The organism is Myxosarcina sp. GI1, assembly GCF_000756305.1.
In the GTDB taxonomy this organism is placed as follows: Bacteria; Cyanobacteriota; Cyanobacteriia; order Cyanobacteriales; family Xenococcaceae; genus Myxosarcina.
On the sequence record NZ_JRFE01000001.1, the window covers coordinates 136,450 to 148,296 of the forward strand.

Sequence of the window (11,847 nt, forward strand, 5' to 3'; positions counted from 1 at the left end):
ATAAATTTATAAATTAATAAGTAGTCTTTTATTTAGTGTACGTAATATTTAGTTTTGCAAACATAAGGTAGTAATTGCATCTTTCTTAGGGTTGATGGCAAGTTACTGTTCTGTGACAAATTAGCGACCGCTCCATCTGGGTTGCCCCTTTCAACAATTCCAAGGCATAGTTAACGAGTGCAAATTTATAGTTGTTTTTAACCTCTGTATTAGATTTACTACACTCGTTGCTTGTTTACAATTTAGAAAACAGCAGATTTAGCCCTTCAGTCATAGTAGGATGGGTCAACACACCATCGCGGAGACCAGTATAGGGCAGCTTCGCCTGCATCACCATCTGCACGGTGGAAATCATTTCACCTGCTGCATGACACAAGAGAGAACAGCCAAGAATAAGCCCTGTTTCAGCATCGACAATCGCCTTTAGCACTCCCTCAGTTTGTCCGAGAGTTTTGGCTCTGGGAATAGCCGCTGCCTCCAGTTTTGCCACCCGAATCTCATACCCCTGCTGCCGTGCTTCGGTTTCAGTCAGACCCACGTGTGCCAGTTCTGGCTCGATGAATAGACAGGAAGGAACAGGGCGATCGCCCGTATTACGATTGCCGCCATCGAGTAAATTGGCTTTGACAATGCGATAATCGTCCAGAGATATATGAGTGTATTGGGGACCACCATTAATATCGCCCAACGCCCATATTCCCGATATGTTTGTTTCTAGACGCTCGTTGACTTGAATGAATCCCCGTGTATCTGTTGCTATTTCCGCAGCAGATAAATTTAAAGCTTCACTGTTGGGCGCACGACCCACAGCAATAAGTAAATGCGAACCCTGAAGCTGTATTTCCCCCTCGGTAGACCCAACGTGAAGAATAGTTTTATTGCCAAGGCGCGCGACCTTTAATACTCTGGCATCGAGCATGAATTCAATTCCATTTCGTTCTAAAAGTGTTTGTACCGCAATCGCCATATCGGAATCTTGCGATGATAAGATTTGCCCCCCTCGTCCAATTACCGTAACGCGACAGCCAAAGCGACGGAACATCTGGGCGAATTCCAGGCCAATATAGCCACTACCGAGTACAATTAGATGCTCTGGTAATGTTTCTAACTCCATAATTGACTCGCTGGTTAGAAAACCAGCCTCTTGTAGTCCGAGAATAGTAGGAATTAGCGGACGAGTGCCAGTGTTGATAAAGAAACGTTCTGCGGTGAGATAGCGAGTATTGCCTTCATCCGTCGTTACCGCGAGTGTTTTAGCAGCAGTAAATTGTCCCGTTCCAATAATTAGATCGCAATCCAAAGCCGTCTCTAAATTGTGCAAATTCATCTCGCGCATTCCTCTGACAACCGCTCGTTTGCGCTGAATTACAGATGGTAAATCGACGATAGGCACTCCTGTTTTAATGCCATAAGCACTGCTGTTTCTCACTATCTCGGCTACCTCGGCACTTGCCACCATTGTTTTAGTAGGAATACAGGCAAGATTGATACATCCACCACCGATGTTGGTTAAGCTGCGTTCGATCAAAGCGGTTTTGCGTCCAGCAGCGACCAGATCGGGTGCCAGGGTTTTACCTGCTTTGCCACCGCCAATAATAATATCGTCGTAGTGTTCTGCGTTCATTTAGGTTTCTTGTTGGAGAAAGTCAAGCAGCACTGGGTTAACCAGATCTGAATGAGTCCAGTTAAGTGCATGGGGAGCGTCTGGTATAACTACCAGACGACTGTTTTTAATTAACTGTGGCAATCTCGCTCCTGTAGACTTAAGTGGCAGAATGCGATCGCTATCTCCTTGAACTATTAGAGTCGGTACATCGATGCGTGGCAAATCGTCTCTAAAGTCGGTTAGCCAAGCTGGTACGCAGTCTAAAGTAGCCTTAGCAGATGCTCCTGCTGCTATATTCCAGTTCATCTGAATGGCTTCGTTGCTGATGCGATCGCCATAAAGCTCATCCACGTTAAAAAAGTCTTTGAAAAATGCTGACAAATAAGCAGGGCGATCGGCAACAATACTCTTCATAATTCCGTCAAAGACGCTGCGATCGACTCCTTCAGGATTATTGTCTGTCTTTAGTAGGAAAGGTGGGACTGGAGCCATCAGCACTGCTTTATTAACCCGCTCCGAACCGTACTTGCTAAGATAACGGGTTACTTCCCCCGTTCCCATCGAGAAACCGACCAAAACTGCATCGCGGAGATCGAGTTCGCTCATGAGTGCGTTCAAATCTGCTGCAAAGGTATCGTAATCATAGCCACAAGATGGCTGGCTGGAATTACCAAAGCCTCGGCGATCGTAAGTTATAACCCGATAATCTGCTTCGAGTAAAACTAGAATTTGTTTTTCCCAGGAATGACCGTTGAGAGGAAATCCGTGAATTAGCACCACGGGTTGACCCGCTCCCAGATCTTCGTAGTAGATATCGATACTTCCAGAGTTTTCTTTACCGACAGTAAGATAAGGCATTAGAGTCTCCTATTGTGTAAATAATATTGGTTATCTGCCGTCAATCGGTTTTTGGTTAGTGCTTTAGTACCAAACGATATCGCGGTTTGCCGTTGCGAAGTTTTTCCATGGCTTCATTGACGCGATCGAAGGGAAACATTTCGGTAATTGGCTCGATACCATGACGGGCAGCAAAATTTATCATCTTGACGGTAGTTGTCGGGCTACCCAAGGGAGTTGCAGAAATGGACTTTTGACCATCTATTAGCGGAAAAACTTGACTAGAAACTTCAGAAGCAATTCCCACTAGATGTAGCCGACCTTTAGGACGTAAAGCAGCAATGTAAAGCTGCCAATCGAGATCGACACCAACGGTTGAGAGAATTAGGTCAAAAGAATTAGCTAACTTTTCGAGGGCATTAGGATCGCGAGAGTTGACAAAGTGGTTCGCACCAAGCTGTCGGGCTTCCTCTTCTTTATCTGGACTAGTCGAAAAAGCAGTAACGTCGCACCCCCAGGCGTGGAGAAAACGCAGGGCTAAATGACCGAGTCCGCCGATACCAATTACCCCAACGCGGTCTGTAGGCTTAACGTTGAGTTGAACGACTGGATTAAAAACGGTAATGCCGCCGCAAAACATCGGACCTGCCGTAGCAGGATCGCTAGCTTCTGGGAGGGGAAATACCCAACTCCAGTGGGCGCGAACTTTGTTGGCAAATCCTCCATGCCGACCGATAATAGTCGCTTCTGCCGTTCGGCATAGGTTATGATTGCCCGACATACACCATTCGCAATGCATACAGGAGCCAGCAAACCATCCTAGTCCTACCCGTTGTCCAACTTTAATTTCGCTGACGAGTTCTCCTACGGCGGCAATAGTGCCAACTACTTCGTGTCCTGGTACGAATGGGTATTCAGTCATACCCCACTTATTGTCCAACATGCTCAAGTCACTGTGACAAATTCCGCAGAACTCAACGTCGATTTCGACTCGATCTCTGCCAAGAGAACCAGGATCGTATTCAAAGGGTTTGAGAGTTCCGCCTGGTTCGTAGGCTGCATAAGCTTTAATTGTCATATATACCTCAATAAACAGGCTAAATTTTTGTGTTACGTAAAGTTCGGATTGAGTAATTAACTTGTCTTACTCAACAGAAGAGAGCGGAGTAATTTCAATCCCATACTTAGGTGCGGTAGCAATAATTTTTTCCAAATCTATAGGACTTAATGTGGGTGCGGAATCAACCTGACTATTTACAACTAATGATTAAAATGGACTTACCTGCATCTGCCCCATCTTTGCTAATGTTCAATCGCTCGAAGAGAGCTTCCCAGGCGGTAATAGTGGTTAGAGGCAAAGCTGCTGCTGAAGCAAAGTTTAAATTCTCAGGTTTGTGTCCGACAATTCGTTCGTCTACCAACTGAAATTCACTATTGCTGCCAGAGCGGGTAATATCACCTGCATAATAAACTTCATCTCCAGGTTTAAACTTCGTTACCTTTTCCCCTACTTCTGCAACTACCCCAGCGGCATCCCAACCTAAAATTCGGGGTTGAGCTTCAGTTTTATCTTTAGGACTACGAACTTTCGTATCCACAGGGTTAACTGAAATTGCTTTAACTGCTACCAATAGGTCATGACCGCCAGCTACGGGTCGCTCGATTTCAAGATCTTGCAAGCTATTATCGTTTTCGATTGGTAAATACTGAGTTAAACCGACAGCTTTCATCGTTTTGCTCTCCTGCAAAAAATAATTGTCGTAAAATGACTTACGACCCATGTAAAACTCAACACCTGAAGTCACGCTAGTGTTAAGCAATGCTCTTAGCAAATAGAACATAAGTAAGTATGTATCCAGTCGCCATCAACTATAGCCATGGATGGAAACTACTTTTTTGCACTTATCATTACTGCTGTCAACTTCTGAAAAATTAACTCGTTCGAGCAGCTTGGCAACCTCTAATGCAACAGCAATGAGTGCATGATTCACAGAGGTATCATCAAAAAGCTCAATTTCAGAAGACTCAGCAGGCTGAAAATCATTTGGGGACGATAATGAAACAAATGACATAAACCTATCCTCTATTCGCTTACACTCAGATCGTTAAGTTGTGCATCTACACTATTGATGTATCCTTCATCGTTAGCTGCTTGTGGTGATAGCTCTCCCGCTTCAATCCCCGCATTTACCAGATCTTTGGCAGTTACTTTGTTATTTTGATAACTGCTTTCCAATCGTTCGTAGCCTGGAATATTCCAGTTTTCAAATCTACCTCTATAGGCAGCACTAACTAAAGAAAATGGGCTGATGCGCTTTTCACTATATTCCGATCCTTGCTGGACTCTGTCGGTTGCGTTTTCCAATCCTTGAGCTTTGGTACTCGTTGCAGTAGCGTTAAATAATAGTATGGTTGCCGTTGCCAAACCAGAAAAAATTATTTTTTTCACAGTAAAAACTCCTTTGAATACGATCTAGCGTAGGTATGTATAGATTGTCTGTATCGAGGGAAATCAAACTATGCAGCTCAATTGCTATTTAAGTTTGTCTAAATTTAATATAGGCAATCGACCAGAACTTGTCGTCCACATAGAGTTGATAATTTTGCTCGATAATGAGAGCGATGGAACTGTCCTGCTTAAAGCGGAAGGCTAGTTCAAACCTAAGTTGGATATAAATTTAGCTCACAAACTGACAATTCCTCGTTTGGCAGCCACTATTACGGCTTGAGTGCGATCGTTGACTGCTAATTTGCTTAAAATCCGATTGACGTGAGATTTAACGGTACTTTCGCCAATAACTAAAGCTTTAGCAATGTCTAGATTACTCATTCCCTGCGCCATCAAACGTAATACTTCTAGCTCTCGTTCGCTCAATTTTGGATTGCTCATGCGCTGTACCAGCTTGGCACCTACTTCTGGCGGAACATACTTCTGACCGCTATAAATTATGCGAATCGCGTTTAGCAACTCCGTTGGCTTGGCACTCTTGAGTAGATATCCTTGAGCACCTGCTTGCAAACCGCAATAGATGTCCTCATCAGTGTTGTAAGTCGTTAGTATTATAATTCGAGCCTGTTTGAACTCAGCGCGAATAGCGGTAATAGCTTCAACTCCTCCCATCTGTGGCATTCTCAAATCCATTAGCGTTACATTGGGCTGATGTTCGCGAAACAGGGATACTGCCTGTTTACCATCTTCCGCTTGGGCGATCGCGCTCATTTGCGGATCGCGGTTAATAATGGTGACTAACCCTTGTCTGACAATAGAGTGATCGTCGGCAATTAGTACGCGAATTGGTGTAGTTTGGCTCTGCATAATTTTTACTCTTTATTAATTGCAACCATAATTTCTGTTCCTCGTCCTGGTTGGCTTTGAATTGTCAGTTGTGCTCCAATACTTTCTGCTCGCTCGCTCATCCCTAATAAGCCAAATCCATTTAAAGATGAAATATTGGCAACTCCAAAACCACGCCCATCGTCTTTGACGCGTAAAATACATTGCATGTCTTCGTAAGCTAGATCGATCCTAATTTCATCGGCATCGGCATGTTTGATAGCGTTGGTTAAAGCCTCTTGACCCATCCGTAGAATGTTATTCTCAACTTCAACAGATAGAGAATAAGCCTTGCCTTTAATTTCGTAGATAAGAGCGATATCGGTAACGGCTCTCATTTGAGTGACCATACGCAGCAGAGCACTAGATAAATTACCTTGCTCTAACAACTGAGGACGAAGTGCCGCCACCGAACGCTGTGCTTCAATCAGTCCAGTTCGTGCCAACTCATCAATCGTATCTAGATGTGCCTGAGTTGCTTCTAAATCGTATGCGAGTACCTGCGTTGCCGCTCCAACTTGAACGAGAATACCTGTAAAAGATTGAGCTAAAGTATCGTGAATTTCTCGTGCCATACGGTTACGTTCGTCTAAAATTAACGCTGCTTCAGCACGTTTGCGTTCGCGTAGCTCGGCGTTACGCCGTTCGCTAATATCTCTTGCCAACCAAATAACCATCTTTTCTGAGATGGGTGAAATGCGAGCACAAAACCAGGTTTCTCGCTCCTCGATTTTTAAACTGTACTCAGCCTTCACGATTTGTTGAGTCTGTAACGCTTGTTGGATACAACCGAGAAATCTATTTGCTTCTAGATCTCCAAAGATTTCGTCTAATGTATAATTTACTCGTTCGTCAATCGGGCGATAACTTTTCTTTGAGGAAATGAGATTTGCGTTTAAGATACATCCTTCAGCATCGATAACAAAAAGCGGATCGGGAATTGCCGAAAATAGAGCATAAAGTTCTGTTTGCGAGGTTTTGAGGGCTGTTTCTGCCTTGATGCGTTCTTGAATTTCCCTCTCCAATTTTTGATTTGTGCGAGTTAGACTTTGAGTCGTAAATCTCAATTTTCCAGTAAGATAGCAGATTGCATAAGCTACGAGAATAAACTGGGCGTTGCGAACCAAGCTAGCAGCAGTTCCAGTGTTAATCGAATCGAGTGGAGCAAAAATAAAGTAATTGCAGGCAATAGTTGCTAAGATAACCGAGACATTCCCTGGTTTCATTCCTCCATACCAGGAGGTAATAGCTACAGCAGCCAAAAACGGTGCAACCAAAGAACGCTCGAATAAATTCTCGATCGCTAGTGTGAGAAGTAAGGCGATCGCGATCGACGATATTGCCACAAAGTAATGTTTTATGTCCGAGCTAATCGTATTCATGCTCTTACTTTTTTGAGAAGCTAGACCGACAGGCTTGAATGCTGAATACGACGGTATACTCGATCGCTATTTACAACAGATAACACCTCGACTAGTAGAACCAGAACTGAATTAAAATAATAAATTATTATATTTTACGCAACACTCAACAAAAAATTACGTTTTGAATGTATAGATTCGATCGAAATCGCTCGGTATCTAGCGAGCTATGATAAATTGGCGATCGCGCGATCTACTAATTGGGAAAACTGCTTCCGTTCGCTATCGGTAAACCCTGCCATGACTCGTTCGCGCATTTCTAAAGCAATAGGAGGCAAAACAGTTTCTAGTTCTCTGCCTGTATCCGTAAGCCAAATTCTCACCATCCGCCGATCGCAGCGATCGCGTTCGCGTCGAATTAAGCCTCTTTCTTCCATACGATCTAAAACACCTGTTAGGGTTCCCCCCACCTGTTGCAGCTTTTCACTTATTGCAGAAGTTGCCAGACCGTCTTCCGACCAAAGGCAACACAACACCACCCAGTGAAAAGGGGTTAGTCCCAAAGGTTCTAATCTATCTTGAAAATTACGTGCCATCAACTGCGATAGTAGCTTGATGCGATAGCCTATACTCTGTGGAGCTGTAACTTGTTTGTATTGTTGAGAATTTAAATTAAAATTAGCTGACTCAGTTGGCATTTACCAAATACTTAGGATACGTAATATTATTATGGCAACTTAAGTCAATTTTTTCCAGACGAGAACTATTGGCTATAACGAATTAGTTCTTCAATGCAGACCAAAGCAACCGACAGCAGCAAAGCATCTAAGATGTATGTTTTTATTACCCAAACAGTCCATTTCATGTTTAATTTCTCTACAACTCTTACTATCTACAAACTAAACAGTTGAAATGTCGGAGCTATGTCGATTATGTGACGGTAGAAAAAATTAGTATAAATAAAACTTAAGTTTGCTTTTCTAAATACTCCACAAAACAATTATCAAACAAGTAGATAATGCTAAAGCAAACAAAATGGCTATTTCCATCTGCTTGCTAAGCATACCGATAATGAGAATAACAGTAACAGCTAGTAAAACCACGCCAAAATCGATTAAATGCTCCGCACTATAATCAATTAAAGGATCTCGTTGCGAGCGCTCTGACGGCTGTTTGATTTGAACGATTATTTGCTGTCTCGGTGATAGGGTTAATGCCTCTTGGCTTTTAAAATCAAAAAACACGATTTATTGTTCGAGGGAATTTTGTTCTTGAGTTGGTTGTGGCTGAGGAGAAGGTTGAGTCATACGCCATAGTGCAACCGCTCCAGCAATTAAGGCGATCGCCGCGATCGTACCGCCAATCCAAGTAGCAGTTCGATTTTTTCTCTGAGTTGCGATCGGTTTTGGTGAGTGATAGCGGTGAAAGATTTCGTCTGTCAACCAATCTGTAGTTGCCTTAAAATTATGAACTGGTGTAGGTAGCAGTTCTAAATAAGTACCGTTGCGAATTAAATCTCCTGTCTTACCATTAATTTGAATTTTGTCGAATAGGTTTGCAACCCCATTGTTTATTCCCAGTTTCATCAGCGTTCCTCGCATGGTTGCATTAACGGGATGGAGTTCCTTACCTTGAGATAAAGCAATCAAATTACGAGCAATTTCCGCTCCTTGTTGATAAGCAATTTGAGCGACTGGAGGGAAGGAATGTTCTTTGACTACCGCACAGTCTCCAGCAGCAAATACTTCAGGAAAATCAGGTAATTGCAAAGTAGGGGTTACTAAAGGTAAGCCGTGCTTGTCTTTATTTTCGTCTGCAATCTGCGTAAGAGATTCAATTAAAGGGTTAGTTGCCGTACCTGCCGTCCAAATTGTAGTGTGGGTAGATAATGTTTCTACTTCATTTTTATCTTTAGCCTGATACTGCAAACCGTCTAAATCTACTGCAGTTACTTTTACTCCTAAGAGTAGTTCTACGGGTATGGTGCGGCTGTTTAGAGCGTTAAGGGCAGTTTCTCGAAGATGAGCATTAACATCTCCCGCTAAAATTTCCGTTCCATGATTGACCAAAATAATGCGAATGTCTCGAATATTGCCTCCTAACTTAAGATACCAATTAGGTAACAAGTCTGCTAAAGTTGCCGCCATTTCTACGCCCGAAGGACCAGCCCCCGTTACTACAAACGTAAGTAAGCTACGTCGTTCCTCGGCATCTTCAGTCTGGCTAGCTTGTTGTAAGCATTCTCTCAAATGTTCTTCCAACCTTATCGCATCTTTCTGAGTCCGAAACGAGAAAGCATTTTTTTCTGCTCCTTCCGTACCAAAATAACCCTGCGTACTTCCTACTCCCAACACCAGATAGCGATAGTTGTAATGCAGACCCGAAGCTAATTCTACTCGACACTCTTCTAAGTTGATGCTATTAACTTTGTCTCGTACAAAATTTACCTTACTGCCTTCTAACAGTTCTTCGTAGCGAGGAAGCACTTGTTCGTCCTGCATTTCTCCCGTTAGGTATTCATACAACAAAGGTTTAAATACAAAACGTTCTTGAGGATCGATAAGAGTTACGGGATTAGAGTAATGACGATGGCTCAAATGCAAAGCAGTAAAAAGACCGACAAAGCCTCCGCCGACGATAATAGTAGGAGCGGTTGAATTGTTCATTTAGTTGAGAATTAAAAGACAGACCTATAGTTTATTTTAGAAAAAAGCGATAGGTCAAAAATTGATTACTGGTAAATTTTCTGTACGCAGCTCTCGAACGGGAGAATTTAAAGTATAAAATCCCTCTATTTGATGTTGTTTTAAAATAGTTTTTGCACGATAAATTTCCGATTCAGTACCTTCTACTACTAAAATATATTGACCGAGAGCGAAACAATCTTGAAAGAATAATTTTTTGGTTTCTGGAAGGCGAGAAAAGCTATAGTCGAGGCGATCGCAAACTTTAAGACTGGGAAACCAATCATGGCGATCGTCATCGTTGATAAATAGAGTAACTCGCTCTAAGGGATAGCTTATATTAACCAAGTCGATGAGCGCAGTTTTAGCTTGGTAGAGATTGGGAAAAGCTCCCATAATGCGTAGGTGATGATTTTCGATAGGTTCTTCTATTGTTTCGGTAGAACCAGCATCATAAACTTCCCATTCCTCAATTTCATGCTGGTTTAATTTTTCTTCTGCAATTTGAATTTCTTCTACCGTACCTTCGACGACAACCAAAAAACCACCCTCAGCTACCATAGCGCGATCGGCTTTAGTTCTGTCTTTCGGAATGTCCAAACTGACTAACGCACCAACCAAACTACCAGTAACCGCGCCAATAGCACTGCCAGCAACAGTAGTAGCAATCGCCGTAGCTGTAGCACCAGCTAATATAATCGATCCGATACCAGGGATAGCTATAGTTCCCAAACCAACTAGCAATCCAGTCAATCCACCTACCATACCGCCAGTTACCACACTAGTTGTTATGCCTGTAGAATTGTTTTTGCTATGTTCTATGATCTCGTCATCCAAGTCATCAATATCATTAATATCGCCTCGTTCGCGATGTTGGGCAATAACAGATACATTATCTATAGGAAAGCCGTGTTGTTTGATTAAATATCTAAGTGCTGTTTCTGTATCTCTACGGGTATGAAAAGCACCTACAGCTTTATATTGTTTTGTCATCATTTATCTAAAAATTGTCTTTTATGATTGAATATTTAGAATATAGACAGTATTAGTGTCAGTTTGATGACAAATTGGTGTCAATGCTGTTAAAGTTTTGAGCAAAGTGCGAAATATAGCAGTCAAAATAAAGATTATGACATTTACATTTTAATTAAATAAAGTTTTAAATTAAAAATAACAAAAATGCTAAATATTTTCAGAATTATATAAGAATTGTTTGTTTATATCCTTTATAAGTTTAAACAAAAACTTTCTAAAGTTGCCAACAAAATGCAATAATTGTATGTCAGGTGTATATCAATTTTTTGTTGTGGAAAATTGTAAGTTGTAATTATGTCGTTATTACATTCCTACAATAATTTTCATATTAATTAAGTACAAATTTAGACTAAACGATAATTGCTGTACCTTTAGTACCTAGTACTTGACTAATCCAAAGTATACCTCATCCAACTAAAAATTGCTGTAAATAAAAAAATATAAAAAGTTAATCTTCATCGGCAGCATCACTGTCGGGGAATAAAAAAGTCAGAACCAATAAGGCAAACAAAATGTGCAAGCTTAAAAATCCAAAGAATAAAAAAGGTGGTAGCATAATTTTTAATTGTTACTAATAAATTATTACTATGAATATGAACTACGAATAATAACTTGCCAGAGAAACACAGCTACACTCGCTCCTAAAATGGCTAAAGAGACACCCAGAATGCTGAAGTGATTTGTCGTTAATACTAAATGTCCCGTGAGATAAAAAATGGCAAAGCTACCACCTGAAAAAGCACCAATAATTCCAAACATCAAGCTTCCTATAGTTACACCAGTGTTAGTATTAGGAGCGATAAATTTAGCAATAACGCCAGCGATTAGTCCCAAACAGAGCCAAGATAAAAGATTCATTTTTCATCTATGTGAATTAATTTTACTCACGCTCGCAGTATAAAAATTGGCTGTGTCAGAATTGTGTCAAAGCTGTAAAACTTCTGTTTCGGTTAGTGGTATTGGACAATTATGGTTATCAATATCTGAGGC

The 11,847-nt window shown here is 41.6% G+C and carries 12 protein-coding genes and 1 pseudogene; all 13 read right to left on the reverse strand.

The genetic code is table 11. The features are described from left to right. Positions 1 to 235 precede the first annotated feature (235 nt). Complete coding sequence (locus tag KV40_RS00565; RefSeq protein WP_036476768.1) at positions 236 to 1,624, reverse strand: mercuric reductase; 1,389 nt, start codon at positions 1,622 to 1,624, stop codon at positions 236 to 238. Next, a complete protein-coding gene (locus KV40_RS00570) occupies positions 1,625 to 2,464 on the reverse strand; it encodes an alpha/beta fold hydrolase (protein ID WP_036476769.1) in 840 nt (279 codons plus the stop codon). It abuts the gene before it with no gap. A gap of 55 nt (positions 2,465 to 2,519) precedes the next feature. Continuing rightward, a complete protein-coding gene (locus KV40_RS00575) occupies positions 2,520 to 3,521 on the reverse strand; it encodes an NAD(P)-dependent alcohol dehydrogenase (RefSeq protein WP_036476772.1) in 1,002 nt (333 codons plus the stop codon). Positions 3,522 to 3,705: 184 nt separating this feature from the next. Next, a pseudogene (locus KV40_RS00580) lies at positions 3,706 to 4,173 on the reverse strand (alcohol dehydrogenase catalytic domain-containing protein); the annotation flags it as partial. Positions 4,174 to 4,308: 135 nt separating this feature from the next. Further along, the gene (locus KV40_RS00585; protein WP_036476774.1) at positions 4,309 to 4,515 is read right to left on the reverse strand and encodes a hypothetical protein; all 207 of its coding nucleotides are present in this window, start codon (positions 4,513 to 4,515) and stop codon (positions 4,309 to 4,311) included. An 11-nt stretch (positions 4,516 to 4,526) separates the two neighbouring features. Further along, entirely contained in the window at positions 4,527 to 4,892 is a 366-nt protein-coding gene (locus KV40_RS31690; protein WP_052055215.1) for a hypothetical protein, read from the reverse strand. Positions 4,893 to 5,126: 234 nt separating this feature from the next. Then, positions 5,127 to 5,759, reverse strand: coding sequence for a response regulator transcription factor (locus KV40_RS00595; protein WP_036476776.1), 633 nt, complete (start codon positions 5,757 to 5,759; stop codon positions 5,127 to 5,129). A 5-nt stretch (positions 5,760 to 5,764) separates the two neighbouring features. Continuing rightward, complete coding sequence (locus KV40_RS00600) at positions 5,765 to 7,159, reverse strand: histidine kinase (RefSeq protein ID WP_052055216.1); 1,395 nt, start codon at positions 7,157 to 7,159, stop codon at positions 5,765 to 5,767. A 206-nt stretch (positions 7,160 to 7,365) separates the two neighbouring features. Beyond that, complete coding sequence (locus KV40_RS00605) at positions 7,366 to 7,836, reverse strand: MarR family winged helix-turn-helix transcriptional regulator (RefSeq protein WP_036476778.1); 471 nt, start codon at positions 7,834 to 7,836, stop codon at positions 7,366 to 7,368. A 282-nt stretch (positions 7,837 to 8,118) separates the two neighbouring features. Continuing rightward, positions 8,119 to 8,382 (reverse strand): hypothetical protein, encoded by a 264-nt coding sequence (locus tag KV40_RS00610; protein WP_052055217.1) that lies wholly within the window; start codon positions 8,380 to 8,382, stop codon positions 8,119 to 8,121. A 3-nt stretch (positions 8,383 to 8,385) separates the two neighbouring features. Beyond that, complete coding sequence (locus KV40_RS00615; protein ID WP_036476781.1) at positions 8,386 to 9,804, reverse strand: NAD(P)/FAD-dependent oxidoreductase; 1,419 nt, start codon at positions 9,802 to 9,804, stop codon at positions 8,386 to 8,388. Positions 9,805 to 9,858: 54 nt separating this feature from the next. Next, positions 9,859 to 10,818, reverse strand: a complete 960-nt coding sequence (locus KV40_RS00620) for a hypothetical protein (protein ID WP_156113892.1) — start codon at positions 10,816 to 10,818, stop codon at positions 9,859 to 9,861. A 624-nt stretch (positions 10,819 to 11,442) separates the two neighbouring features. Further along, positions 11,443 to 11,715: a GlsB/YeaQ/YmgE family stress response membrane protein gene (locus KV40_RS00625; protein WP_036476783.1), complete on the reverse strand. Its 273-nt coding sequence runs from the start codon at positions 11,713 to 11,715 to the stop codon at positions 11,443 to 11,445. Positions 11,716 to 11,847: the final 132 nt, after the last annotated feature.

Excerpts from the sequence above, each read along its gene's own strand:
- KV40_RS00565 (WP_036476768.1), bottom strand. The coding sequence starts at position 1,624 with ATGAACGCAGAACACTACGACGATATTATTATTGGCGGTGGCAAAGCA.
- KV40_RS00570 (WP_036476769.1), bottom strand. The coding sequence starts at position 2,464 with ATGCCTTATCTTACTGTCGGTAAAGAAAACTCTGGAAGTATCGATATC.
- KV40_RS00575 (WP_036476772.1), bottom strand. The coding sequence starts at position 3,521 with ATGACAATTAAAGCTTATGCAGCCTACGAACCAGGCGGAACTCTCAAA.
- KV40_RS00585 (WP_036476774.1), bottom strand. The coding sequence starts at position 4,515 with ATGTCATTTGTTTCATTATCGTCCCCAAATGATTTTCAGCCTGCTGAG.
- KV40_RS00595 (WP_036476776.1), bottom strand. The coding sequence starts at position 5,759 with ATGCAGAGCCAAACTACACCAATTCGCGTACTAATTGCCGACGATCAC.
- KV40_RS00600 (WP_052055216.1), bottom strand. The coding sequence starts at position 7,159 with ATGAATACGATTAGCTCGGACATAAAACATTACTTTGTGGCAATATCG.
- KV40_RS00605 (WP_036476778.1), bottom strand. The coding sequence starts at position 7,836 with ATGCCAACTGAGTCAGCTAATTTTAATTTAAATTCTCAACAATACAAA.
- KV40_RS00615 (WP_036476781.1), bottom strand. The coding sequence starts at position 9,804 with ATGAACAATTCAACCGCTCCTACTATTATCGTCGGCGGAGGCTTTGTC.
- KV40_RS00620 (WP_156113892.1), bottom strand. The coding sequence starts at position 10,818 with ATGATGACAAAACAATATAAAGCTGTAGGTGCTTTTCATACCCGTAGA.
- KV40_RS00625 (WP_036476783.1), bottom strand. The coding sequence starts at position 11,715 with ATGAATCTTTTATCTTGGCTCTGTTTGGGACTAATCGCTGGCGTTATT.